We start from the raw sequence: 24056 nt of genomic DNA, 5'->3' as shown, positions 1-24056 counted from the left end.
TCGCGGCGCAGCAGGCCGGCGGCCAGCGTCGCGGCCAGTTCGGCGGCCAGCGCTTCGAGCAACCGGGTGTCACCGGCGCTGAGTGCCCGCGCCGGCGTCAGCCCGATCACCAGCGCGCCGTGCAGCGTGGCCGCCTGGCGCAGCGGTACGGCGGCCGCGCCGTCCAGGCCGGCGGGCAGCGGCAGGCGCACCGGGTCGAGCATGCCGGGCTCCAGCGTGCCGGCGGCAAAACCCGCGGCAGCCTGGCCCGCGAGGCGGCAAGCGGCCGTCGCCATGTCGCCGCCGGCCGTGGCCAGGCAGTGCCCGTCGTTCAGCGCCAGCGCGGCCACCGGGGCGTCGAAGACCTCGGCGGCACGCTGCAGCGTCGGCGCGAGCGCGGCGCGCAGCGGCCCGGCCGGCACCAGCGCGACGTCCGGCGGCGGCGCGGCCGCATCGCCGCCCTTGCGTGCCGGCAGCGCCTGCAGCGCGGCTTCGTCCAGCGTCGTCGCGATGTGGTCGACGCCGAGTTCGGCCGCAGCCTGCGGCGCGCGCAGTTCGGCCCCGGCGTTCCACGGCGCGAGCACGATGCGCAGCCCGGGCTGGCGGCGGCGCAGCCGGCGGCAGACGAAGCGCGCGTTGGTCTCGGGCGCCGGATTGAAGGCCGACAGCACGACGGCGTCGACGCCGTCGAGTGCCAGCGAGCCGATCTGCTCGGCTGCCAGCGCCGAGGCCGGCAGCTGGCGCGCGTCGGCGCCGGCTGCGGCCAGCGTCTGCGCCAGCATCTCGGCGGCGAGCGAGTCCAGCTCCGAGCGCAGGCCGATGCAGAGCACGCGGCTCGCACCTTCGGCCGGCGGCGGTGGCGGCCAGGCGACGCGCAGCTCGTTCAGCAGCGTCGCCATGCCGCTGACGACGCGGTGGCGGTGCTCGGCGCCCGAGCGCGCATGCGCCGCGCTGGCCTGGCGCAGCACCTCGACCGCGGTGTCGCGGAAGAAGCCCTGTAGCGAGCCCGTGCGCACCTCCTGCTCGGCGAGTTCGATCGCTTCCTCGACGTCGCCGGCGAGCAGGCGCTGGTGCAGCCGCGTCGGCGCGTCGAACACCGGCGTCGCGCCCAGCAGGTGCTCGAGGAAACGCAGTGGCCGCAGATGCCGCCCCATCACGACCAGGCAGACGGTGATCGGCGTCGCCAGGATCAGCCCGATGGGGCCCCACAGCGCGGCCCAGAACGCCGCCGACAGCAGCAGCGCGACACGCGCGACCCCGGCGCTGGCACCGTAGAGCCAGGGTTCGACGAAGCTGTTGATCGTGATCTCCAGCACCGTCACCAGCGCCAGCGTCCACAGCAGCAGGCTCCAGCCGTCGTCGACGGCGAAGGCCATCAGCGCCGGGCAGACCGCGGCGACGCCGCCGCCGACGTAAGGCACGTAGCGCAGCACCGCGCCGAGCACGCCCCACAGCAGCGCGCCCGGCACGCCGATCAGCCACAGCCCCAGGCCGAGCGCGACGCCGAAGACCAGGTTCACGCCCAGCTGCACCGTCAGGTAGCGGCTGACGCGGCGCGCGGCTTCGTCGACGGCCTCGGTGGCGCGGCGCAGGTCGGCACCGGCGAAACGCAGCAGGCGTTCGCGCAGGTCGCTGCGGTCGACGAGGATGAAGACCAGGAAGACGAGCGCGATGCCGGTCGTGGCCAGCGGCGTCAGCACCGGCGCGACGACTTCGGCCAGGGCCTGCAGCGGCGACGCCGGCGCCGGGTCCACGCGCACGCGCAGCGGCGCCTGCGCCGACGGCTGCGGCCCGGTGTGCAGCGCCCGGCGGGCGGCGTCGAACTCGCGCTCGACGACGTCGACGACACGCGAGGCGCCGCCGAGCGAGCCGCCGTTGTCGACCACGGCCTGGCGCAGCGCGCGCAGCTTCTTCTGGATCGTGCTCTGGTAGCTCGGCAGGTCGCGGCCGAGTTCGGCCACCTGCGAACCGACGAAGAGCGACAGCCCGCCGAGCACGGCCACGGTGGCGGCGATGACCAGCGCCACCGCAGCGCTGCGCGGCAGCCAGGCGCGCCGCAGCCGCGTCACCAGCGGGTCGAGCACGAAGGCCAGCAGCACCGCGAGCGCGAACGGCACCAGGATCGCCTGGCCCAGGTAGAGCGCGGCGACCACGAGCGCGATCGCGATCGCCGTCGCCAGCCCCGAGGGCAGCGCGACCAGGCGCTGGGTCTCGGCGACAAGAGGTTCGGAGGGGTCGTCGGCTGGCATGGGGCGGTCTGCGGCAGCCGCCATTGGGCGCGGCGCCCCGCGGCGGCCGCATCGGCCCGTTGCCTTTGCCGCTGTAGGACGCGGCCGCGCGCCGGGTCAGCCGCGCGCCAGCTGCTCGGCCAGTGCCTGCGACTGCGCCCGGTAGCCGCCGCCGAAGAGCAGCGCGTGGTTCAGCAGGTGGTAGAGCTGGTACAGCGGCCGCCGCCGGGCGTAACCCGGCGCCAGCCCGGCGGCGGCGCTGTAGGCCGGCCAGAAACCCGGCGGCGGCGCGCCGAAGAGTTCCAGCATCGCGAGTTCGGCTTCGGCGTCCGAGACCGAGACCGCCGGGTCGTAGAGCACCGGCGTGCCGTCAGCCAGCGCCGCGTGGTTGCCGCTCCACAGGTCGCCGTGGATCAGGCTGGGGCGCGGCAGGTGGCCGTCGTCGAAGTAGTGCGGCAGCGCCACGACGACGGCGTCGATCGCATGCGCCAGCGCCGCCGGGGCGCCGCCGGCGAGCAGCGCGTCGCGCAGCGGCTCCAGGCGGCGCCGGGCGAAGAACTCGATCCAGCCGTCCAGGCCGCCGCTGCGGCTCCAGCTGTTGCTTTGCGGCGTGGCGCCCAGGCGGTTGTCGCGCCGCCAGCCGAAACACCCTCCGCCTTCGGCCACCGGCGCGGTGTGCAGTGCGGCCAGCGCCCGGCCCAGGCGCGCGCCGTCCGCCGCGCCGGTCAGCTCCAGCCATTCGAGCGCCAGCAGCGCCGTGCCTTCGGCGCTCCAACAGCCGGCGACGGCTGGCACGCGCACGCAGCCGCTGGCCGCCAGCGCCGCCAGGCCGTCGGCCTCGGCGGCCAGGGTGTCCGCGCGTGTGGCCGGCAGCGTCTTCAGAAACAGCGAGCGGCCGTCGCCGTCGGCGCGCCAGGTGCCGGTGAAGCCGCTGCGGCCGAGCGCACGCACGCGCCAGTGCCCGCCCAATGACGGGGCGAGCAGGGCGGGCAGGGTGCTGGCGAGCGTGTTCATCGGCGGGTGGTCGGTGCCGACGATGATGCGCCGGGCCCTTGACCGTTGCCGCCAGCGGACAATCGCGGGGTGAATCTCGACCACTGCGTCAATACCCTGGGCCGGCATCTGAAGGCGCGTTTCGGCGAACGCGTGCGCAAGCTGTCGCTGAACGCCGGCTTTGGCTGCCCGAACCGCGACGGCACGCTGGGCCGCGGCGGCTGCACCTTCTGCAGCGTGCTGTCCTTCGCCGCCGACGACGAAGGCACGCCGCTGGCGGCGCAGCTCGCCGAGCGCCGCGCCGAATTGAAGCGCGCCAGCCGCTACATCGCCTACTTCCAGGCCTACACCAACACCTACGCCGAGGTGCAGACGCTGACCGCGCTCTACGCCGAGGCCACCGCCAGCCCCGACGTCGTCGGCCTGGCGGTCGGCACCCGGCCCGACTGCGTGCCCGACGCGGTGCTCGGGCTGCTGGCCGGCTACCGCGAGCGCGGCTACGAGGTCTGGCTCGAACTCGGCCTGCAGAGCGCACACGACGACACGCTGGCACGCATCAACCGCGGCCACGGCTGGGCTGCTTATGCCGACGCGGTGGCGCGTGCGCGCCGCGCCGGCGTGCCGGTCTGCACCCACCTGATCCTGGGCCTGCCGGGCGAGACCGACGCCCACGCGCACACGACGCTGGCGCGGGTGCTAGCCGCCGGCGTCGAGGGCCTGAAGCTGCACCCGCTGATGATCACGCGCGGCAGCCGCCTGGCGGTGGCGCACAAACGCGGCGAGATCGAGCCGCCGACGCTGGAGGCCTACACGGCGCTGGCCTGCGAGCTGATCCGGCGCACGCCGCCCGAGGTCGTGTTCCACCGCGTCAGCGCCACCGCACGCGCGCCGACCCTGGTCGCGCCCGCCTGGTGCAGCACGGTCTGGCCGGCGATGCAGGCGATCCGCGCCGACCTGGACCGCAACGGCGGCCAGGGCACGGCCTGCGCGCTGGCGGGCTGACGGCGGGAACGGGCGCCGCGATTGCCCGCCTCCCGCGCCGGCGCCGTCACGGTGCCGCGGGAGACAGCCATGAGTTCCGAAGCCAGCTTCTCCGACCTGCCCGAAGCGCGCCCGCCGGCGCCTGCGCCGATGGCACCTGGCGACCAGGCGCCGCCCGGAACCCCGGGCAGCGGCGAGACCGTCTGCCCCGAATGCGGCGGCAGCGGCCGCATCAGCGAAGGCAGCTGCTGCCCGGTCTGCGACGGCAGCGGCAAGCTGACGGTGGGGATCGGCGGCGGCTGAAGCCGTTCAGCGCAGCAGCCGCGGCGGGATCAGCCGCCGCATCGGCCGGCCGACGACGGCGCGGAAGCGCCGGTTGTGCAGGCAGATCGCGCCCAGCAGCGCGACGCCGCAGCCGAGCGCGGTGTCGGCAAAACGCGCCTGCACCAGCGGCCCGGGCGCGATCTCGCCCAGGTGCGCGGCGTCGGCCAGCAGGATGGTCATCGGCGTGATGAACATGACCGCGAAGCCGTAGTGGCGCACGACGCTGATCTCGACGACGAAGCTGAGCAGCATCAGCACCAGCGCCACGCTCCAGGGCCCCAGCGGCATCGACAGCACCGCCCAGGACAGCAGCAGCCCGGCGGCGGTGCCCAGTACCCGGTGCAGCTGGCGCACCCACACGGCGCGCAGCGACACGCCCTGGATCACCGCCAGGCAGGTCACCGGCACCCAGTACGGCCGCGACAGCCCCAGCACCTGGGCCAGCGCCAGCGACAGACCGACGAAGGCGCCGATGACGACCGAGTCGAAGATGACGAAGTCGAAGCTCGGCGGCGGCAGCTCGGCCACCGGCTGCGGCGCCTGCAGCCGCAGCGCGTACAGGCTGTAGGCGAAGCCGATCAGCACCGCCAGGAAGGCGCCCAGGAACAGCAACCCGACGGCGTGCGGCAGCTGCAGCACCTCGACCGGCGAATAGGCGCCGATGGCCGCCGCCATCACGAAGAACAGGCTGCCCGGCGGCCCCATCGCGTACAGCCGCACCAGCATCGTCACGACCGCGGCGAGGAAGGCCAGCGCCGGGATCGCCCAGCCCGGCGCGAAGTGGCAGAGCACGCCGGTGGCGTAGCAGGCCGTCATCGCGAAGGCGCAGGCCATCAGCGTGACCATGCGGTGCTGCATCGCCGTGGCCGGCATGTGCACGAAGACCAGGCCGCCGAGCGAGGACACCAGGCCGTACTCGATGTGCCCGAACCAGGCGCCCACCAGCAGCGGCAGCCCGGTGGCCAGCGCTGCGGCCACCGGCATCTGCCAGATGCGGTCGCTGCGCTGTATCTGGATCAGGTGCTGCCATTCGGCCCGCGCGAGCGCGGCCAGGCGTTGGCTCCAGCCGCTCATCGTGTGCCTCCGGCGTCGGCGCGGCGGCCGCGGTAGTCGTCGGGTGTGGTGCGCATCAGGCGGCGGAACATCGCGATGAAGGCCGACGCGCTGGCGTAGCCGAGGTCGAGCGCGATCGCCTCGACCTTGCGGCCTTCGTCGAGCATCGGCAGCGCACGCAGCACACGCAGGCGCTGGCGCCAGGCGGCCAGCGGCATGCCCAGGTCACGCTGGCAGCGCCGCGCCAGCGTGCGTTCGGTGGTGCCGACGGCGGCGGCCAGTTCGGCGACGCTGCGCGTGTCGGCCGGGTCGGACTGCAGCGCCTGCAGCACCGGGCCGAGCAGCGCATCGCGCGAGCCCGGCAGGTAGCTGCCCGAACGCGGCGCGGCGACGATGCGGTCGACGACGACCTGCAGCAGCCGCGCCTCGGCTTCGCTCGGCGGCACCGCCGGCGGATGCGCGTCGAGGTGGGCGAGCAGCGCGCGCAGCAGCGCGTCGACGGTGATCGCCGCGGCCTCGCCCGGCATCGTGCGGCACATCGGCTCGGCGACGTAGACCGAGGCGTGGTGCGCTTCGCGCCGGTTCAGCGCGCGGTGCTCGATGCGCGGCGGCAGCCACAGCGCGTACTGGGGCGGCGCCAGGTAGTGGGCGCTGTCGATCTCGACTTCGATGACGCCGCTGAAGGCGTAGACCAGTTCACCGCCGTCATGGCGGTGCACCGGGTAGCCGCCGTCGGCGGGAATGCGGGCGGCACGGAACCAGATCGGGGTGTCGATCGTGCCGGCATAGGGTTCGAGCAGGTGGCGGGGGGTGGTGTCGGCAGCAGGCATGCAGGGATCGGATAAGGGCCGGCCATCGGGGGGACGATGACCGGCGCGCGCTGCACATTGTCCGATATTCGTTATGCGTTGCAGATCCGACAGCGTGACACTGCGTGGCCCTGTTCACGAGCGGCCGCGCGCCGCGCCTTTTCTCCCCATGGATTCCCGCAAGAACCTCGACGGCCTGGCCGTCGGCGTGATGCTGTTGCTGTGCGTGCTGTGGAGCCTGCAGCAGATCTCGCTGAAGGCGGCGGCCGGCGACATCGCGCCGATGCTGATGGTGGCGCTGCGCTCGGGCGTCGCGGCGCTGCTGGTGGCCGGCGTGATGCTGTGGCGCGGCGAACGCGTGCAGCCGGCCAGCGGGCGCTGGCGGCCGGGGCTGCTGGTCGGGCTGCTGTTCGCGCTGGAATACCTGTTCGTCGCCGAGGCGCTGCGCCACACGCATGCCGCGCACGTCGTCGTCTTTCTCTACACCTCGCCGATCTTCGCCGCCTTCGGCTTGCATGCGCGGCTGCCGGCCGAGCGGCTGCGGCCGCTGCAATGGGCCGGCATCGGCATCGCCTTCGGCGGCATCGCGCTCGCGTTCCTCGGCCGCGGTGGCAGCGGCCCGGCGGCGGCGATGCTGTGGGGCGACGCTCTGGCGCTGGCCGCCGGCGCGTCCTGGGGCGCGACGACGGTCGTGATCCGCTGCTCGCGCCTGAGCCAGGCGCCGGCCAGCGAGACGCTGCTCTACCAGCTGCTCGGTGCCTGCGTGCTGCTGGGTGTCGCCACCTTCGCCAGCGGGCAGACCACGCTGCATGCGACGCCGGCTTTCTGGGGCCACCTCGCGTTCCAGGCGCTGATCGTCTCGTTCGCCAGCTTCCTGGTCTGGTTCTGGCTGCTGCGCCACTACCTGGCGTCGCGCCTGGGCGTGCTCGCGTTCCTGACGCCTGTCCTGGGCGTGATCTTCGGCGCCTGGTTGCTGGGCGAGCGGCTGGATTCGGCCTTCGTCGCCGGCGGGCTGCTGGTGCTGGCGGGTGTCTTCGTCGTCAGCGCTCACGGCTGGCTGGAAGCCCTGCTGCGGCGCCGCCCGCACCCGAGCACGGCGCCGCGCCTCTGATCAGCCTTCGTCGAGCTTGATGCGCCGCTCGGCGACGAGGCGCTTCCAGCGTTCGGCCTCGGCGGCGACGAAGGCCGGGAAGCGCCGCGGTGCTTTCGGCAGTTCGGCGCCGATGACGCTGAAGCGGCGCTGCACCTCGGCGCTGCGCAGCGCGGTCTCGACCTCGGCGGCCAGGTGCTCGCCTGCGGCGCGCGGCGTGCCCGCGGGCACGAACCAGCCGTTCCAGGGCAACACGACGGCGTCAGCGTAGCCCGCTTCGGCCAGTGTCGGCAGTTCGGGCAGTGCATCCAGGCGGTGATGCGAAGCCACCGCCAGCGGCCGCAGCGCGCCGCTGCGGATCTGCGGCAGCGCCAGCGCCGCGGTCATGAAGGCGAAGTGCAGCTCGCCGTTGACGAGGTCGACGACGAAGGGTGGCTGGCCCTTGTAGGGCACTTGCGCGACCTCGATGCCGCTGGCCTGGATCAGCAGCTCCAGCCCCAGGTGGTTGGAGCTGCCGGTGCCCGGGTTGGGCGTGTTCAGCCGGCCCGGCTGGCGTCGGGCGAGCGCGATCAGCTCGGCCAGCGTGCGCAGCGGCGACGAGGCCGGCACGACGATCAGGTTGGGTGGCGCGCCGATCTCGGCCAGCGGCTCGAAGTCGCGGGTGGCGAAGCTGGCGTGGCGGTCGATCAGCGGGTTGAGCACGACGAAGAGCGAGCCGACGAGCACCGTCTGGCCGTCGGCGGCGGCGGCCTTGACGGCCTGGGCGCCGAGGTTGCCGTTGGCGCCGGCCTTGTTTTCGACGACGAAGGCCTGCCCGGTGCGCGTGCCGATGTCGTCGGCGACGATGCGCGCGGCGACGTCGACGACGCCGCCGGCGGGGTAGGGCACGACCAGCCGCACCGGCTTGCCGGTGGCGGCACGGGCCAGAGGGCTGGCGGCGGCGAGCGCGGCAACGGCCAGGAAGCCGCGGCGGGACGGGTGTTGCATCGCCGCCTCCTTCAGAAGGCCGCGCCGGCGATCGCAATGCCGGCGTAGCTGGAGCGCGACTGCACGCCCCAGCGGCCGTTCTCGAATGTCAGCACGTACAGCGCCTCGTGGCTGGAGATGGCGGCATGGGCGCTGTCGTAGCGTGTGAAGCGCAGCGCGAAGTGCAGCTTGTCGGCGGCGGCCTGCACCGGCTCGATGCGGTCCCAGGCCGAGTAGGCCCAGCCGCCGGCGGCGAAGGCGTCGAGATCGTTGCTGGCGGCGTAGGCGGCTTCGTCCTGCCAGATCTGAACCGTGCCGGCGGCCAAGCGCACGTGCGGGTAGTGCATCACGCGCGCCCAGCGCCGGGCGTCGCGGGCGTTGAACGCGGCCATGAACTCCTGCAGCAGCTCGTAGCCGGCGCGGATGGCGGACTGGATCGCGGGGTCGGCAAAACCGCGTGCGGCCAGCAGCAGCGACAGCGGGTCGCGCCCGGGCGGCGCGGTGGTGATCGTGGGCATCGTCTTCTCGTTGTGGCGGGAACGGAAAGACGACTTTGCAAGCGCCCATCGCCAGCATGAAGCGCGGAAACCGGATATCGATCCAGCGGCGCCGAGGATGGGCGCGCGGCTGCCGCAAACAAAAACGCCTGCCGGGCGACGGGCGCGGCAGGCGTTCAGGTGTCTGGCGGAAGGGGCGGGATTCGAACCCGCGGTGGGCTGTTAACCCACACACGCTTTCCAGGCGTGCGACTTAAACCGCTCATCCACCCTTCCGGAAAACCCGGGAGTCTACCTCAGCTCGGGCGTGTTGCTGCGCCGCAGCCAGTCGATCAGCACGTAATCGAGTGCCGCGGCGTGTGTGCTCTCGAGCACGGCAGGGGGCGCGCAGCCGGCTTCGTAGGCCTCGCGCCAGCGCAGCACGCAGACGCACCAGCGGTCGCCCGGGGCCAGGCCGCGGAAGCGCATCTCGGGGCGCGGCGTGATCAGGTCGTTGCCGCGCTCCATCTGGAAGTTGAGGAAACCGACCGTCATGCGCGCGCAGACGAGGTGCCGCCCCGGGTCGCCGTCGTCGCCGTGGCAGCAGCCGTCGCGGCGCCAGCCGGTCAGCGGGTCGTAGGAGCAGGGCACGAGTTCGGTGCCGAGCACGTTCAGTTCGATGGTCATGGCGATTTGCGGTTGGCGATCGGGCCATTGTTCGTCACGACGCTCGCCCCCGTCGGCCTCTACACTTCGCGCCTCTTTTCACCCAGTCGTTTCGACGAGGCCCCGGCCCATGCTGCGCTTTCGATTCCCCATCGTCATCATCGACGAGGACTTCCGTTCCGAGAACACCTCGGGTTTCGGCATCCGTGCGCTCGCCGGGGCCATCGAGAAGGAGGGCTTCGAAGTCGTCGGCGCCACGAGCTACGGCGACCTGTCGCAGTTCGCCCAGCAGCAAAGCCGCGCCAGCGCCTTCATCCTGTCGATCGACGACAACGAGTTCACGCCCGGCCCCGAGCTCGACCCGGCGGTGCTGAACCTGCGCAAGTTCATCGAGGAGATCCGCTTCAAGAACGCGGACATCCCGATCTACCTGTACGGCGAGACGCGCACCAGCCAGCACATCCCGAACGACGTGCTGCGCGAGCTGCACGGTTTCATCCACATGTTCGAGGACACGCCGGAGTTCGTCGCCCGGCACATCATCCGCGAGGCCCGCAGCTACCTCGACGGCCTGGCGCCGCCGTTCTTCAAGGCGCTGATGGACTACGCCCAGGACGGCTCCTACTCCTGGCACTGCCCGGGGCACTCGGGCGGCGTCGCCTTCCTGAAGAGCCCGGTGGGCCAGATGTTCCACCAGTTCTTCGGCGAGAACATGCTGCGCGCCGACGTCTGCAACGCGGTCGAGGAACTGGGCCAGCTGCTCGACCACACCGGCCCGGTGGCGGCCTCGGAGCGCAACGCGGCGCGCATCTTCAACGCCGACCACTGCTTCTTCGTCACCAACGGCACCAGCACCAGCAACAAGATGGTCTGGCACCACATGGTGGCGCCGGGCGACGTGGTCGTGGTCGACCGCAACTGCCACAAGTCGATCCTGCACTCGATCATCATGACGGGCGCGGTGCCGGTGTTCCTGACGCCGACGCGCAACCACTACGGCATCATCGGCCCGATCCCCGAGAGCGAGTTCTCGCGCGAGGCGATCGAACGCAAGATCGCCGCCAACCCGCTGCTCGCCGGCGTCGACCCGAAGACGGTCAAGCCGCGCATCCTGACGCTGACCCAGAGCACCTATGACGGCGTGCTCTACAACACCGAGACCATCAAGCACGCGCTCGACGGTTATGTCGACGCGCTGCACTTCGACGAAGCCTGGCTGCCGCACGCCGCCTTCCACCGCTTCTACGGGCCCTACCACTCGATGGGCAAGAAGCGCGCACGGCCGAAGGACCAGCTGGTCTTCGCGACCCAGTCGACGCACAAGTTGCTGGCCGGCATCAGCCAGGCCAGCCAGGTGCTGGTGCAGGACGCGACCGAGCGCAAGCTCGACCGCCACCTCTTCAACGAGGCCTACCTGATGCACACCAGCACCTCGCCGCAGTACGCGATCATCGCCAGCTGCGACGTCGCCGCGGCGATGATGGAAGCGCCCGGCGGCCCGGCGCTGGTCGAGGAGAGCATCGTCGAGTCGCTGGACTTCCGCCGCGCGATGCGCAAGGTCGAGAAGGAGTTCGGCCGCGGCGACTGGTGGTTCAAGGTCTGGGGCCCGGACAAGCTTGCGTCCGACGGCATCGGCAAGAGCGCCGAATGGGTGCTCAAGGCCGACGACAAGTGGCACGGCTTCGGCGCGCTCGCCGACGGGTTCAACATGCTGGACCCGATCAAGTGCACCCTGATCACGCCGGGGCTGAACCTGCAGGGGCGTTTTGCCAAGACCGGCATCCCGGCGTCCATCGTCACCAAGTTCCTCGCCGAACACGGCGTCGTCGTCGAGAAGACCGGGCTCTACTCGTTCTTCATCATGTTCACGATCGGCATCACCAAGGGCCGCTGGAACACGCTGCTGACGGCGCTGCAGCAGTTCAAGGACGACTACGACAAGAACGCGCCGATGTGGCGCGTGCTGCCCGAGTTCTGCGCCGCGCACCCGCGCTACGAGCGCATGGGCCTGCGCGACCTGTGCCAGGCGATCCACGAGCAGTACGCCAAGGGCGACATCGCGCGCCTGACGACCGAGATGTACGTCTCGGAGATCGTGCCGGCGATGAAGCCCACCGAGGCCTTCGCCCACATCGCGCTGCGCAGCACCGAACGCGTCGCGATCGACGCGCTCGAAGGCCGCATCGCGACCTCGCTGCTGACGCCGTACCCGCCGGGCATCCCGCTGCTGATCCCGGGCGAGCGCTTCAACAAGCGCATCGTCGACTACCTGCGCTTCACGCGCGAGTTCAACGCCGCGTTCCCCGGGTTCGCGACCGACGTGCACGGCCTCGTCGAGGACGTCGACGTCGAGGGCCGGCGCACCTATTACGTCGACTGCGTGCGCGAAGGCTGAAACGAAGACGGCCGGGCGGTTGCACACCGTCCGGCCGTCTTCTGCGGCGGCTGCTTGCCGCCGGGGTGGCGCTGAACTCAGCCAGCCCGCGTGAAATCGCGCGCTGGCCTTCGGCTGGCGGGCAAGGCCTTCCAGCCTTGCCCGTCCCGCCTCAGTCGTCGCGGACCATCGCGTGGCTGAAGCCGCCGTCGACGTAGGTGATCTCGGCGGTGACGCCCGAGGCCAGATCCGACAGCAGGAAGGCAGCGACGTTGCCGACTTCTTCGATCGTGATGTTGCGCCCCAGCGGTGCGCTGCCGGCGACGAGGCCGAGCAGCTTGCCGAAGTCCTTCACGCCGCTGGCCGCCAGCGTCTTGATCGGGCCGGCCGAGATGCCGTTGACGCGGATGCCGCGCGGGCCCAGGCTCGCCGCCAGGTAGCGCACGCTGGCTTCGAGCGAAGCCTTGGCCAGCCCCATCGTGTTGTAGTTCGGCACCGCGCGCACCGCGCCCAGGTAGCTCATCGTCAGCAGCGCGGCGTTGGGCCTGAGCATCGGCAGCGCCGCCTTGGCCAGCGCCGGGAAGCTGTAGGCCGAGATGTCGTGGGCGATGCGGAAGGCGTCGCGCGACAGACCTTCGAGGAAATCGCCGCCGATCGCTTCACGCGGCGCGTAGCCGATCGAGTGCACGAAGCCGTCGAACTCGGGCCAGTGCTCGGCGAGCTGCTTGAAGGTCGACTCGATCTGGGCGTCGTCGCCGACGTCGCATTCGAAGACGAGCTTCGAGTCGAATTCGTGTGCGAACTCGGTGATCCGGTCGCGAAAGCGTTCCCCGACATAGCTGAAAGCCAGCTCGGCGCCCTGCGCGCGGCAGGCGCGGGCAACGCCGTAGGCGATCGAGCGGTTGGACAGCAGGCCGGTGATGAGCAGGCGCTTGCCGGCAAGAAAACCCATGGTGACTCCGTTCTTAGCGATGTCGTGGATTTTGGCATCCTTGCGCCGTCGGTGTTCTGCCCTTGCTCAGGGTTTGGCCCGTGGCTATAATGCCGTTTTCCCGGGAAATGCTGGCGTGGGCGGATTCTTCCAGCCCATTTTTTTTGCTCGAACGCCTTTATCCGGGGCCAACAGGTCGCTTTGCGCGGAGTCATCCAGGCAAGGTTCGGCGTGCAGGCTCCGTATCAAGGCGGCAGGCAAGACGCCTCGGCGGCCCCGGGGTGAGGCGCTTATGCCGGGAGACCGGCGGCGGCGGGCGCGGACCGGCACAGGACACGGGGCAACTTGAGCGAATCGGACACGGCAGACAAGGCAGGCGCAGCGGGCGGCGGTGGTCGCATCGGCTGGCGCGAGGCGATCGAGCGTACGGTCACCGGGCTGGGTTACGACCTGGTGGAGGTGGAGCGCATCGGTCGCGGTCTGCTGCGCGTCACGATCGACCGGGTGCCCGGCCAGGCTTATCCGGTCGAAGGCGAGTTCGTCACGGTCGAGGACTGCGAGGCCGTCACACGCCAGCTTCAGTATCTGCTCGAGGTCGAGAACGTCGACTACGAGCGTCTGGAAGTCTCCTCCCCCGGGCTCGACCGGCCGCTGCGCCGGGCTGCCGATTACGAGCGTTTCTCCGGTCAGGAAATCGAACTGACGCTGCGGCTGCCGTTCCAGGGCCGCAAGCATTGGAAGGGTGTCCTGGGCAAAGGGGAAGGCGAGGGCTGGTGCCTCGTCTTCCAGGACGGCAAGGCCGAGCAGGTGCTGGCGTTCTCGCTCGACGAGGTGCGCGAAGCCCGGCTCGTCCCGGTGGTGGATTTCAAAGGCCGGCGCGGCCGCAAGGCCGGCACTGAGCCGGGGGTAGACGGAGGTCTGGAGCGATGAATCGCGAAATGCTGATGCTGGTGGAAGCCATCTCGCGCGAGAAGACGGTCGATCGCGACGTCGTCTTCGGCGCGGTCGAGGCCGCGCTGGCCTCGGCCACGAAGAAGCTGCATGGCGGCGAGGTCGATATCCGCGTGGCGGTCGACCGCGAGACGGGTGACTACGAAACCTTCCGCCGCTGGCACGTCGTGCCCAACGAGGCCGGTCTGCAGAATGCGGACGCCGAGGTGCTGCTGTTCGAGGCCCAGGAACAGATCCCGGACATCGAGGTCGACGACTACATCGAGGAGTCGGTCGATTCGGTGCCGATCGGGCGCATCGGTGCGCAGGCGGCCAAGCAGGTCATCCTGCAGAAGATCCGCGACGCCGAGCGCGAGCAGCTGCTCAACGACTTCCTGTCGCGCGGCGACAAGATCTTCGTCGGCACCGTCAAGCGTCTGGACAAGGGCGACATCATCGTCGAGTCCGGCCGTGTCGAAGGGCGCCTCAAGCGCAGCGAGATGATCCCGAAGGAAAACCTGCGCTCGGGCGACCGCGTGCGGGCCTTCATCCTCGGCGTCGACCCGACGCAGCGCGGCCCGCAGATCATGCTGTCGCGCAGCGCCCCGGGTTTCATGATCGAACTCTTCGCGCAGGAAGTGCCCGAGATCGAGCAGGGCCTGCTGGAGATCAAGAGCTGCGCCCGTGACTCGGGCAGCCGCGCCAAGATCGCCGTCGTCAGCCACGACCGCCGGGTCGATCCGATCGGCACCTGCGTCGGTGTGCGCGGCTCGCGCGTCAATGGCGTCACGACCGAACTCGCCGGCGAGCGCGTGGACATCGTGCTGTGGTCGGAAGACCCGGCGCAGTTCGTCATCGGCGCGCTGGCGCCGGCGAACGTGCAGAGCATCGTCGTCGACGAGGAGCGCCACGCGATGGACGTGGTCGTCGACGAGGAGAACCTCGCGATCGCCATCGGCCGCGGCGGCCAGAACGTGCGCCTGGCCTCCGAGCTGACCGGCTGGCGCATCAACATCATGACCGCCGAGGAATCGCAGGCCAAGCTGGCCACCGAGACCGAGTCGGTGCGCAAGATCTTCGTCGAGAAGCTCGACGTCGACGAGGAAGTCGCCGACATCCTCATCGCCGAAGGTTTCGCCAGCCTCGAGGAAGTGGCCTACGTGCCGCTGCAGGAGATGCTGGAGATCGAGTCCTTCGACGAGGACACTGTCCAGGAATTGCGCACCCGTGCCAAGGATGCGCTGCTGACGATGGAGATCGAGCGCGAGGAGAAGGTCGACGAGGTCTCGCAGGACCTGCGTGACCTGGACCTCCTGTCGCCCGAGCTGATCGGCAAGCTCTCCGATGGCGGCGTCCATACCCGAGACGATCTCGCCGACCTCGCGGTCGACGAGTTGGTCGAGATCACCGGCGTCGACGAAGCGCAGGCGCGCGCGTTGATCATGAAGGCGCGCGAGCATTGGTTTACGGCTTGAACGAATTGCTAGACCGCTCGCGCCCGCTGCAAAACACCGAGGAATACCGCCACATGGCCGTGACCACCGTCGCCCAGTTCGCACTCCAGCTCAACCGCCCGACGGCGGCGTTGCTGGAGCAGCTGCAGTCGGCCGGCGTCGCCAAGAAGTCGCCCGACGACGCCCTGACCGATGCGGACAAGGAGCGTCTGCTCGAGTTCCTGCGCTCCGCGCATGGCACCGGCGGCGCCGAGCGCAAGAAGATCACTTTGACGCGCAAGTCGACCACCGAGATCAAGCAAGCCGATGCCAGTGGCAAGGCGCGCACGATCCAGGTCGAGGTGCGCAAAAAGCGTGTCTTCGTCAAGCGCGATGACGTTCCCGGCAGCGAGATGACCGCCGGCCCCACGGCCGAGGAACTCGACCTGCAGCGGCGCGAGGAAGAAGCGAGCGCCGAAGCCGAGGCGCTGCGGCGCCAGGAAGAGGAACTCGCCGAGCAGCGCCGCCGCCGCGAGGAGCAGGAGCGCCTGGCGCGTGAAGCCGCCGAGGCCGCGGCCAAGGCCGCCGCCGAAGCCGCCGCCAAGGCTGCAGCTGAAGCCGCCGCCAAGGCCGCTGCCGAAGAGGCTGCTGCCAAGGCCGCTGCCGAAGCCGCCGCCAAGGCCCAGGCCGAACAGCCCAAGCCGGCCGGCGCTGCCGAAGCCGCCAAGCCGGTCGAGGCCGCCAAGCCTGTCGAAGCCGCCAAGCCGGTCGAGGCGCCCAAGCCCGAAGCCGCCAAGCCGGCCGAGCCGCCCAAGCCGGCGCTGCGTGTCGTCAAGGCTGCCGACAAGGCCGCCGAGGACGCCGCGCGCCAGACCGAACTGGCACGCAAGCGCAAGGCCGCCGAGGCCGAAGCCGCCGCCATCCGCGCGATGATGGCGCAGCCGCGCAAGACGCTGGTCGCGAAGAAGCCCGAGGAACCGAAGCCCGATCCGGCCAAGGAAGCCATCAAGGGCACGATCCACAAGCCGGCGGCCAAGCCGGGCGCTCCGGCGCCGGCCACGACCGCGAATGCGGCCAAGCCGGGCGACAAGAAGCAGGTCAAGTCGGAGAAGCTCTCGTCGAGCTGGGCCGACGACGCCGCCAAGAAGCGTGCGGCGCTGAAGACGCGCGGCGACTCCGGCGGTGCCCGCCCGGGCTGGCGCGCGCCGCGTGGCGGTGCGCGTGGTGGCCGTGGCGACCGCGATGGCAGCTCGACCTTCACGCCGCCGCCCGAGCATCAGATCCAGGAAGTGCACGTGCCGGAGACGATTTCCGTCGCCGACCTCGCGCACAAGATGTCCGTCAAGGCGAGCGAGTTGATCAAGCAGCTGATGAAGCTGGGCCAGATGGTCACGATCAACCAGCAGCTCGACCAGGAAACGGCCATGATCCTCGTCGAGGAGATGGGCCACAAGGCGTTCCCCGCCAAGCTGGACGACCCGGAAGCCTTCACCGAGGAAGAGACCGCCGCCCACGACGCCGCCGAAGCGGTGCAGCGGCCGCCGGTGGTCACCGTGATGGGCCACGTCGACCACGGCAAGACCTCGCTGCTGGACTACATCCGGCGGGCGCGGGTTGCCGCGGGCGAAGCCGGCGGCATCACGCAGCACATCGGCGCCTATCACGTCGAGACGCCGCGTGGCGTCGTCACCTTCCTCGACACCCCGGGCCACGCGGCGTTCACCGCGATGCGTGCCCGTGGTGCCCAGGCGACCGACATCGTCATCCTGGTCGTGGCCGCCGACGACGGCGTCATGCCGCAGACCAAGGAAGCGATCGCCCACGCCAAGGCGGCCAAGGTGCCGATCGTCGTGGCCTTGAACAAGATCGACAAGCCCGACGCCAACATCGAGCGCGTGAAGAGCGAGCTCGTCGCCGAAGGCGTCGTGCCCGAGGACTTCGGCGGTGATTCGCCCTTCGTCCAGGTGTCGGCCAAGACCGGCCAGGGCGTCGATGCGCTGCTCGAGCAGGTGCTGTTGCAGGCCGAGGTGCTGGAGCTGAAGGCGCCGGTGGAAGCCGCCGCCCGCGGCCTGGTCATCGAAGCGCGCCTGGACAAGGGCCGCGGCCCGGTGGCCACGGTGCTGGTGCAGAGCGGCACGCTGAAGAAGGGCGACGTCGTGCTCGCCGGCTCCAGCTACGGCCGGGTCCGCGCGATGCTCGACGAGGACGGCAAGAACACCGAGCTGGTCGGCCCGTCGATGCCGGTGGAGATCCAGGGCCTGACCGAGGTTCCGCAGGCCGGCGACGAGTTCATCGTGCTGACCGACGAACGCCGGGCGCGCGAGATCGCCACCTTCCGCCAGGGCAAGTACCGCGATGTCAAGCTGGCACGCCAGCAGGCATCGAAGCTGGAGAACATGTTCGACCAGCTCGCCGACGCCGCGCAGACGCTGCCGCTGATCATCAAGGCCGACGTCCAGGGCTCGCAGGAAGCACTGGCGCAGAGCCTGCAGAAGCTCTCGACCTCCGAGGTCAAGGTGCAGATCGTGCATGCGGCGGTCGGCGGCATCAGCGAAAGCGACGTCAACCTGGCGATCGCGTCGAAGGCGGTGGTCATCGGCTTCAACACGCGGGCCGATGCCGGCGCGCGCAAGCTGGCCGAAGGCAACGGCGTCGACATCCGCTACTACAACATCATTTACGACGCGGTCGACGATGTGAAGGCGGCGATGGCCGGCATGCTGGCACCCGAGCAGCGCGAGGAAATCATCGGCACCGCCGAGATCCGCCTGGTGTTCGTTGCGAGCAAGATCGGCACGGTTGCAGGCTGCATGGTCACGGCCGGCCAGGTCACGCGCAACGCCCGCTTCCGCCTGCTGCGCGACAACGTCGTGATCTACACCGGCGAGATCGAGTCGTTGAAGCGTCTGAAGGACGACGTGCGCGAAGTCAAGGAAGGCTTCGAGTGCGGTATCAAGCTGAAGAACTACAACGACATCCGCGAAGGCGATCAGCTCGAAGTCTTCGAAGTCAAGGAAGTCGCGCGGACCCTGTGAGTCCCCTTCGCTCCCGCCCGGCCGCCGTGCCGGGCGAGGGCGCGCTGACCCGACCTCGATCGCGAGCGGCCCCGCCTTGGCGGGGTCGCGTGTTTTTTGGAGCATCCCGATGCGTCACAAGAAAGCCCCCATCAACCGCAGCTTCCGCGTCGCCGACCAGATCCAGCGTGATCTGGCCGAGCTGATCCGCGAGCTGAAGGACCCGCGCATCGGCATGGTGACGATCAACAGCATCGAGGTCTCGCCCGACTATGCCCATGCGAAGGTCTACTTTTCGGTGCTGGTGGGCAGCGCCGAGGACAGCGCCGAGGCGTTGAACGAAGCCGCGGGTTTCCTGCGCAACGGCCTGTTCAAGCGGCTGTCCATCCACACCGTGCCGACGCTGCATTTCCATTTCGACCGCACGACCGAACGCGCCGCCGACCTGTCCGCTCTGATCGTGAAGGCGAATGCCACGCGGGCGAAGGACGACGCCGAGTGAGGGATGACGCGGTGGAACGCCGGCTGCCGTCGCCCCAGCCCTCTCCCGCAAGCGGGAGAGCGGGTGATGCCGCGTCCGGTTTTCCCCCCTCGCCCCCGCAGGGGGAGAGGGGCTGGGTGAGGGGCGCTCGCGCGCCGCGGCTGCCACGCCGGCCCTTGCACGGCGTGCTGCTGCTCGACAAGCCGATCGGCTGGACGAGCAACGACGCGCTGCAGAAGGCCAAGGGCCTGCTGCGCGCGGAGAAGGGCGGCCACACCGGCACGCTGGACCCGCTGGCCACGGGGCTGCTGCCGCTGTGTTTCGGCGCCGCGACCAAGTTCTCGCAGGCCAGCCTGGACGCCGACAAGCGCTACACCGCGACGCTGCACTTGGGCCGCACGACGACGACCGGCGACCTGGAGGGCGAAGTCGTCGAGGAGCGCCCGCTCGACTGCGACCGCGCCGCGATCGCCGCCGTGCTGGCGCGTTTCACCGGCGAGATCGATCAGCTGCCGCCGATGCACTCGGCGCTCAAGCACCAGGGCCGCGCGCTCTACGAATACGCGCGCCAGGGTGTCGAGGTCGAGCGCGAGCCGCGCCGCGTGACGATCCACGCGCTCGAGCTGCTCGAATGGAACGCGCCGACGCTGGTGCTGGACGTGGTCTGCAGCAAGGGCACCTATGTGCGCACGCTGGCCGAGGACATCGGCCGCGCGCTCGGCTGCGGTGCCCACCTGTCGGCGCTGCGCCGCACGGCCAGCGGCGCGTTGACGCTCGCCGGCGCCGTCACGATCACCGAACTCGAGGCGATGACGCCCGAGGCGCGCGAAGCGCTGCTGCATCCCGTGGACTGCCTCGTCGCCGACTGGCCTGCGCTGCAGCTGGGCGAGGCCGACGCCGGCCGCTTCCTCAGTGGCCAGCGCCGCCGCACCGAACATGCCGACGCGCCCGCCGTGCGCGTCTACGGCCCCGATCCGCGCGCCTTTCTCGGCAGCGCCCACGTCACCTGCGGCGAACTCATCGCCGATCGCCTGCTGAGCCCGCCCGAAGTGGCGTCGCAACTCGGCATCCCTGCCACCTTTTCCGCCACGCCCGCCGACGCCGGCATCGAGGCCTGACATGACCCAGCCGATCCGCAACATCGCCATCATCGCCCACGTCGACCACGGCAAGACCACGCTCGTCGACCAGCTCCTGCGCCAGAGCGGCACCTTCCGTGACAACGAGAAGATCGCCGAACGCGTGATGGACAGCAACGACATCGAACGCGAGCGCGGGATCACGATCCTGGCGAAAAACTGCGCCGTGACCTGGAAGGGCACGCACATCAACATCGTCGACACCCCGGGGCACGCCGACTTCGGCGGCGAGGTCGAGCGTGCGCTGTCGATGGTCGACGGCGTCGTGCTGCTGATCGACGCCCAGGAAGGGCCGATGCCGCAGACGCGCTTCGTCACCAAGAAGGCGCTGGCGCTGGGCCTGAAGCCCATCGTCGTCGTCAACAAGGTCGACAAGCCGGGTTCGCGCCCCGACTACGTGATCAACGCCGCCTTCGACCTGTTCGACAAGCTCGGCGCGACCGAAGACCAGCTCGACTTCCCGGTGGTCTACGCCTCGGGCCTGAACGGCTGGGCGTCGCTGGAAGAAGGCGCGGCCGGCGAGGCCTGGGGCAACGACATGGCGCCGCTGTTCGAGACCGTGCTCAGCCACGTGCCGGCGCACGAAGGCGACCCGGCGGCGCCGCTGCAGCTGCAGATTTCCTCGCTCGACTACTCGACCTTCGTCGGCCGCATCGGCGTCGGCCGCGTCAACGCCGGCACCTTGAAGCCGTCGCAGGACGTGCTCGTGATGGAAGGCCCTGACGGCCGTGCCTACAAGGGCCGCGTCAACCAGGTGCTGAAGTTCGAAGGCCTGCAGCGCATCACGGCCGACGAAGCCGGCCCGGGCGACATCGTGCTCGTCAACGGCATCGACGACGTGCCCATCGGCGCGACGCTGACCGACCCGGCGAACCCGCAGCCGCTGCCGATGCTCAAGGTCGACGAGCCGACGCTGACGATGAACTTCTGCGTCAACACCAGCCCGCTGGCCGGCCGCGAAGGCAAGTACGTCACCAGCCGCCAGATCTGGGACCGGCTGCAGAAGGAACTGCAAAGCAACGTCGCGCTGCGCGTCAAGGAGTCCGGCGAGGACGGCATCTTCGAGGTCTCGGGCCGCGGCGAACTGCACCTGACCATCCTGCTGGAAAACATGCGCCGCGAAGGCTACGAGCTGGCGGTGAGCAAGCCGCGCGTCGTCTTCCACGACGACGGCGGCGAGCGCCAGGAGCCGATCGAACTGGTGACGGTGGACGTCGAGGACCAGCACCAGGGCGGCGTGATGCAGGCCCTGGGCGAGCGCAAGGGCGAACTCGTCAACATGGAGACCGACGGCCGTGGCCGCGTGCGGCTCGAGTACCGCATCCCGGCGCGCGGGCTGATCGGCTTCTCCAACGAGTTCATGAACCTGACGCGCGGCACCGGCCTGATCAGCAACATCTTCGACGGCTACGAGGCCTACAAGGGCGAGATCTCCGGGCGCAAGAACGGCGTGCTGATCAGCATGGACGACGGCGAGATCGTCACCTACGCGCTGGGCAAGCTCGACGACCGCGGCCGCATGTTCGTCAAGCCCGGCGACCCGGTGTACGAAGGCATGATCGTCGGCATCCACAGCCGCGACAACGACCTCGTCGTCAACGCCGTGCGCCAGAAGCAGCTGACCAACTTCCGCGTCAGCGGCAAGGAAGACGCGATCAAGATCACGCCGCCGATCGAGCTGACGCTGGAGTACGGCGTCGAGTTCATCGCCGACGACGAGCTGGTCGAGATCACGCCGAAGAGCATCCGGGTGCGCAAGCGCCATCTGAAGGAACACGATCGCAAGCGTGCTTCGCGCGAGGGCAGCTGAACACGGGCGCTTGCGAACCCGGATGCCCTTCGGCGTCCCGACTTTCCGCACGACTCCCCCACAGCCCCCCTCCGGGAGGGGGGCTCTAGTCAGGTAGTTGCCCGGCTCGCTGCGCGAGCCTCTGGGGGCATTCCGGTCTTCCGTTTCTGCCGTGACACGCCGCAACGCCGTCCTGCTGATGATCTTCACCACCCTGCTGTGGAGCATCGCGGGGGTGGTGACGCGGCAGCTGGAGGCGGCGCGGAGTTTCGAGGTCACGTTCTGGCGCAGCGGCTTCAACGCGCTCGCGCTGCTGGCGCTGCTGTCCTGGCTGCGCGGGCCGGCGCAGATCCTGCGCACCATCCGCGACGGCGGCCGGATCATCTGGCTGTCGGGCCTGTGCTGGGCCGTGATGTACACCTCGTTCATGGTTGCGCTGACGCTGACCAGCGTCGCCAACGTGCTCGTGACGATGGCACTCGGCCCGCTGATCACGGCGCTGCTGGCGCGCTTCACGCTCGGCCACCGGCTGCCGGCGCGCACCTGGGGCGCGATCGCGCTGGCCGGTGCCGGCATCGCCTGGATGTACGGCCAGCAGCTGAGCGGCGACAGCCGCCACCTGCTGGGCACGGTGGTGGCACTCGCGGTGCCGGTGTCGGCGGCGGTGAACTGGACCCTCCTGCAGTCGCGCCGTGACGACCCGGGCAGCGACATGCTGCCCGCGGTGCTGATCGGCGCGACGCTGTCGGCCCTCGTCACGCTGCCGCTGGCCTGGCCTTACCAGGCTTCGGCTCACGACCTCGGGCTGCTGGCGCTGCTGGGTTCGGTCCAGCTCGCCATTCCCTGCCTGATCGCGGTCTCGCTGGCGCGTGTGCTGCCGGCGGCCGAGATGTCGCTGCTCGGCCTGCTCGAGGTGATCTTCGGCGTCACCTGGGCCTGGCTCGGTGCCGGCGAGACGCCCGAGGCCAGCGTGCTCGTCGGCGGCCTGCTGGTGCTGGCGGCGCTGGCCGGCAACGAATGGCTGGGCATGCGCCGGCGGCTCTGCGCCTGAGGCCTCAGAGCTGTTCGCCGAACAGCCGTGCCAGGTTCACGCGCGCCTTGAGCCGCGTGCACAGCATGAAGACGCCGACCATCTTGCGCTGCAGGAACACCAGGTCCGGCGGCGGCGCGTGCGAGAAGCCGCTGCCGAAATACTGGTCGCGGCCGGCTTCGAAGCTGCGCTTGAACAGCTCCGAGGCGGCGAAGTCGAACAGCCTGTCCTGCGCCAGCGGCTCGCCGATCATCAGGATCAGGTCGACGACCTGGCGCGCCTGCTCCGGCGGATCGCTCTCGGCGATGAAACCCGCACGCCGCGCGGCCCGGGACATCGCGTCGTGGTCCTGGTCGCGCATCGCGCGGCCGAGCGCGCGCAGGTGCTCCACGCGCTGCAGGCTCACCGTCTGCGTCGCGCCGAAGTCCAGCAGCGCGACGCGCTGCGTCTTCGCGTCGTAGAGGTAGTTGGCGAAGTTCGGGTCGGTCTGCACCAGGCGCAGCTCGAAGATCTCGCGCACGACCAGGCGGCACAGCGCGTGCGCGATGCGGTCGCGGTGCGCCTGCGGCACGCCAGGCTCGGCGAGGCGGTCTATGGCCTCGCCGGGCTGGAAACTCGTCGCCAGGATGCTGGCGGTCGAATGCTCGGCGTCGACCTCGGGCACGACGAAGAGTTCGTCTGCTCCCAGGCGCTCGCGGTACTCGGTGAGCGCGCGCGCCTCGGCGACGTAGTCGGTCTCCTGGTGCAGCACGCGGCGCACCCGTTCGAACAGCGGCGCCGGGTCCAGGCCCGAGGGCACCAGGCCCGGCGTCTTCGCCAGCAGCGCGAGGTTGGAGACGTCGCTGTCTATGCTCTCGCGCACGCCCGGGTACTGGATCTTCAGCGCCAGCTCGCGGCCGTCGTGCGTGACGGCGCGGTGCACCTGGCCGATGGATGCGGCGGCGATCGGCTCGAAGCTGAAGCTGCGAAAGCGCCGGTGCCAGCCGACGCCGTATTCGCGCTCCAGCACCTCGGCCAGCTGCGAGGCCGGCATCACGTGCGCACGGTCGCGCAGCCCGCCCAGCAGTTCGGTGAACTGCGGCGGCAGCACGCCGTGGCCGTCCATCGACATCAGCTGGCCGAACTTCATCGCCGCGCCGCGCAGCTGCGACAGCCGCGTCGCCAGCCGCCTGGCGTTGCCGGGTGTCAGCACCATGCGCGAGACCTGCGGCATCTGGCCGCGCGCCAGCCGCGACAGGCCTTCGGCGGCGGCGCCGGCCGCCAGTTCACCGACCGCACGCCCGAAATGCAGCAGCCGCCGCGCGCGCCCCTGTGGAACGGCGGCGGTGCGGGAACGGGGCGGGCGTGGGTCTGTCATCGGTGGCGGTCGG

The 24056-nt window shown here is 70.6% G+C and carries 20 protein-coding genes and 1 tRNA gene; 11 read left to right on the top strand and 10 right to left on the bottom strand.

The window, feature by feature from the left end; all coding sequences use genetic code 11:
• Together CKO43_RS04555 and CKO43_RS04550 are read right to left on the bottom strand one after the other, a co-directional pair.
• Nucleotides 1-2228, bottom strand: a 2228-nt coding sequence (locus CKO43_RS04555) for an AI-2E family transporter (RefSeq protein ID WP_200377965.1), incomplete at its 3' end; no start/stop codon positions are given.
• A gap of 96 nt (nt 2229-2324) precedes the next feature.
• Nucleotides 2325-3221 (bottom strand): fructosamine kinase family protein, encoded by an 897-nt coding sequence (locus CKO43_RS04550; protein WP_200377964.1) that lies wholly within the window; start codon nt 3219-3221, stop codon nt 2325-2327.
• Nucleotides 3222-3290: 69 nt separating this feature from the next.
• On the opposite strand from CKO43_RS04550, the gene CKO43_RS04545 reads away from it, so the two are divergent.
• On the top strand, nt 3291-4202 hold the full coding sequence (locus tag CKO43_RS04545; RefSeq protein ID WP_200377963.1) for a TIGR01212 family radical SAM protein: 912 nt from the start codon (nt 3291-3293) through the stop codon (nt 4200-4202).
• Nucleotides 4203-4271: 69 nt separating this feature from the next.
• Nucleotides 4272-4484, top strand: a complete 213-nt coding sequence (locus CKO43_RS04540; RefSeq protein WP_200377962.1) for a hypothetical protein — start codon at nt 4272-4274, stop codon at nt 4482-4484.
• Between the two features lie 6 nt (nt 4485-4490).
• On the opposite strand, the gene CKO43_RS04535 is transcribed toward CKO43_RS04540, so the two are convergent.
• Nucleotides 4491-5579 carry an FUSC family protein gene (locus tag CKO43_RS04535; protein WP_200231882.1) on the bottom strand — a complete coding sequence of 363 codons (1089 nt, stop codon included), beginning with the start codon at nt 5577-5579 and terminating at the stop codon, nt 4491-4493.
• Nucleotides 5576-6388: an AraC family transcriptional regulator gene (locus tag CKO43_RS04530; RefSeq protein ID WP_200377961.1), complete on the bottom strand. Its 813-nt coding sequence runs from the start codon at nt 6386-6388 to the stop codon at nt 5576-5578. The genes CKO43_RS04535 and CKO43_RS04530 overlap by 4 nt, the downstream gene beginning before the upstream one ends.
• A gap of 148 nt (nt 6389-6536) precedes the next feature.
• Here CKO43_RS04530 and CKO43_RS04525 point away from each other — a divergent pair, with 148 nt between their 5' ends.
• Nucleotides 6537-7478 (top strand): DMT family transporter, encoded by a 942-nt coding sequence (locus tag CKO43_RS04525; protein ID WP_200377960.1) that lies wholly within the window; start codon nt 6537-6539, stop codon nt 7476-7478.
• Here CKO43_RS04525 and CKO43_RS04520 read toward each other — a convergent pair whose 3' ends face one another.
• The 4 genes from CKO43_RS04520 to CKO43_RS04505 all read right to left on the bottom strand — a co-directional run bounded on the left by CKO43_RS04520 (nt 7479) and on the right by CKO43_RS04505 (nt 9586).
• Nucleotides 7479-8444 carry a tripartite tricarboxylate transporter substrate binding protein gene (locus tag CKO43_RS04520; RefSeq protein WP_200377959.1) on the bottom strand — a complete coding sequence of 322 codons (966 nt, stop codon included), beginning with the start codon at nt 8442-8444 and terminating at the stop codon, nt 7479-7481. It abuts the gene before it with no gap.
• An 11-nt stretch (nt 8445-8455) separates the two neighbouring features.
• A complete protein-coding gene (locus tag CKO43_RS04515; RefSeq protein ID WP_200231878.1) occupies nt 8456-8941 on the bottom strand; it encodes a hypothetical protein in 486 nt (161 codons plus the stop codon).
• Nucleotides 8942-9105: 164 nt separating this feature from the next.
• A tRNA-Ser gene (locus tag CKO43_RS04510) sits at nt 9106-9196 on the bottom strand.
• Between the two features lie 15 nt (nt 9197-9211).
• Nucleotides 9212-9586 (bottom strand): DUF2237 family protein, encoded by a 375-nt coding sequence (locus CKO43_RS04505; RefSeq protein ID WP_200231877.1) that lies wholly within the window; start codon nt 9584-9586, stop codon nt 9212-9214.
• Nucleotides 9587-9695: 109 nt separating this feature from the next.
• Here CKO43_RS04505 and CKO43_RS04500 point away from each other — a divergent pair, with 109 nt between their 5' ends.
• A complete protein-coding gene (locus CKO43_RS04500) occupies nt 9696-11960 on the top strand; it encodes an arginine/lysine/ornithine decarboxylase (RefSeq protein ID WP_200231876.1) in 2265 nt (754 codons plus the stop codon).
• A gap of 151 nt (nt 11961-12111) precedes the next feature.
• On the opposite strand, the gene fabI is transcribed toward CKO43_RS04500, so the two are convergent.
• Nucleotides 12112-12891, bottom strand: a complete 780-nt coding sequence (gene fabI, locus CKO43_RS04495) for an enoyl-ACP reductase FabI (protein ID WP_200231875.1) — start codon at nt 12889-12891, stop codon at nt 12112-12114.
• 378 nt (nt 12892-13269) lie between these two features.
• Between fabI and rimP the strand changes: the two genes are divergently transcribed.
• The 7 genes from rimP to CKO43_RS04460 all read left to right on the top strand — a co-directional run bounded on the left by rimP (nt 13270) and on the right by CKO43_RS04460 (nt 22707).
• Nucleotides 13270-13800, top strand: a complete 531-nt coding sequence (rimP, locus tag CKO43_RS04490) for a ribosome maturation factor RimP (protein ID WP_200231890.1) — start codon at nt 13270-13272, stop codon at nt 13798-13800.
• A complete protein-coding gene (nusA, locus tag CKO43_RS04485) occupies nt 13797-15275 on the top strand; it encodes a transcription termination factor NusA (RefSeq protein WP_200231874.1) in 1479 nt (492 codons plus the stop codon). The genes rimP and nusA overlap by 4 nt, the downstream gene beginning before the upstream one ends.
• 53 nt (nt 15276-15328) lie before the next feature.
• On the top strand, nt 15329-18268 hold the full coding sequence (infB, locus tag CKO43_RS04480; RefSeq protein ID WP_200377966.1) for a translation initiation factor IF-2: 2940 nt from the start codon (nt 15329-15331) through the stop codon (nt 18266-18268).
• A 109-nt stretch (nt 18269-18377) separates the two neighbouring features.
• Nucleotides 18378-18749, top strand: coding sequence for a 30S ribosome-binding factor RbfA (gene rbfA / locus CKO43_RS04475; protein WP_200229921.1), 372 nt, complete (start codon nt 18378-18380; stop codon nt 18747-18749).
• 116 nt (nt 18750-18865) lie between these two features.
• On the top strand, nt 18866-19846 hold the full coding sequence (gene truB / locus CKO43_RS04470; protein WP_200377958.1) for a tRNA pseudouridine(55) synthase TruB: 981 nt from the start codon (nt 18866-18868) through the stop codon (nt 19844-19846).
• 1 nt (nt 19847) lies between these two features.
• Nucleotides 19848-21677 (top strand): translational GTPase TypA, encoded by a 1830-nt coding sequence (gene typA, locus CKO43_RS04465; protein WP_200377957.1) that lies wholly within the window; start codon nt 19848-19850, stop codon nt 21675-21677.
• Nucleotides 21678-21855: 178 nt separating this feature from the next.
• Nucleotides 21856-22707, top strand: a complete 852-nt coding sequence (locus tag CKO43_RS04460; RefSeq protein ID WP_200377956.1) for a DMT family transporter — start codon at nt 21856-21858, stop codon at nt 22705-22707.
• Between the two features lie 4 nt (nt 22708-22711).
• Here the strand turns inward: CKO43_RS04460 and CKO43_RS04455 are convergent, their stop codons facing one another.
• On the bottom strand, nt 22712-24043 hold the full coding sequence (locus CKO43_RS04455) for an ABC1 kinase family protein (RefSeq protein WP_200377955.1): 1332 nt from the start codon (nt 24041-24043) through the stop codon (nt 22712-22714).
• Between the last annotated feature and the right edge of the window lie 13 nt (nt 24044-24056).

The sequence above is a fragment of the Rubrivivax gelatinosus genome, from assembly GCF_016583785.1.
GTDB lineage: Bacteria > Pseudomonadota > Gammaproteobacteria > Burkholderiales > Burkholderiaceae_C > Rubrivivax > Rubrivivax gelatinosus_B.
This window is presented reverse-complemented; position numbering and strand designations above follow the sequence as displayed.

Excerpts from the sequence above, each read along its gene's own strand:
- infB (WP_200377966.1), top strand. The coding sequence starts at position 15,329 with ATGGCCGTGACCACCGTCGCCCAGTTCGCACTCCAGCTCAACCGCCCG.
- CKO43_RS04500 (WP_200231876.1), top strand. The coding sequence starts at position 9,696 with ATGCTGCGCTTTCGATTCCCCATCGTCATCATCGACGAGGACTTCCGT.
- nusA (WP_200231874.1), top strand. The coding sequence starts at position 13,797 with ATGAATCGCGAAATGCTGATGCTGGTGGAAGCCATCTCGCGCGAGAAG.
- CKO43_RS04505 (WP_200231877.1), bottom strand. The coding sequence starts at position 9,586 with ATGACCATCGAACTGAACGTGCTCGGCACCGAACTCGTGCCCTGCTCC.
- CKO43_RS04540 (WP_200377962.1), top strand. The coding sequence starts at position 4,272 with ATGAGTTCCGAAGCCAGCTTCTCCGACCTGCCCGAAGCGCGCCCGCCG.
- CKO43_RS04460 (WP_200377956.1), top strand. The coding sequence starts at position 21,856 with ATGATCTTCACCACCCTGCTGTGGAGCATCGCGGGGGTGGTGACGCGG.
- fabI (WP_200231875.1), bottom strand. The coding sequence starts at position 12,891 with ATGGGTTTTCTTGCCGGCAAGCGCCTGCTCATCACCGGCCTGCTGTCC.
- typA (WP_200377957.1), top strand. The coding sequence starts at position 19,848 with ATGACCCAGCCGATCCGCAACATCGCCATCATCGCCCACGTCGACCAC.
- CKO43_RS04455 (WP_200377955.1), bottom strand. The coding sequence starts at position 24,043 with ATGACAGACCCACGCCCGCCCCGTTCCCGCACCGCCGCCGTTCCACAG.
- CKO43_RS04535 (WP_200231882.1), bottom strand. The coding sequence starts at position 5,579 with ATGAGCGGCTGGAGCCAACGCCTGGCCGCGCTCGCGCGGGCCGAATGG.
- CKO43_RS04530 (WP_200377961.1), bottom strand. The coding sequence starts at position 6,388 with ATGCCTGCTGCCGACACCACCCCCCGCCACCTGCTCGAACCCTATGCC.
- CKO43_RS04550 (WP_200377964.1), bottom strand. The coding sequence starts at position 3,221 with ATGAACACGCTCGCCAGCACCCTGCCCGCCCTGCTCGCCCCGTCATTG.
- CKO43_RS04525 (WP_200377960.1), top strand. The coding sequence starts at position 6,537 with ATGGATTCCCGCAAGAACCTCGACGGCCTGGCCGTCGGCGTGATGCTG.
- CKO43_RS04515 (WP_200231878.1), bottom strand. The coding sequence starts at position 8,941 with ATGCCCACGATCACCACCGCGCCGCCCGGGCGCGACCCGCTGTCGCTG.
- CKO43_RS04520 (WP_200377959.1), bottom strand. The coding sequence starts at position 8,444 with ATGCAACACCCGTCCCGCCGCGGCTTCCTGGCCGTTGCCGCGCTCGCC.
- rbfA (WP_200229921.1), top strand. The coding sequence starts at position 18,378 with ATGCGTCACAAGAAAGCCCCCATCAACCGCAGCTTCCGCGTCGCCGAC.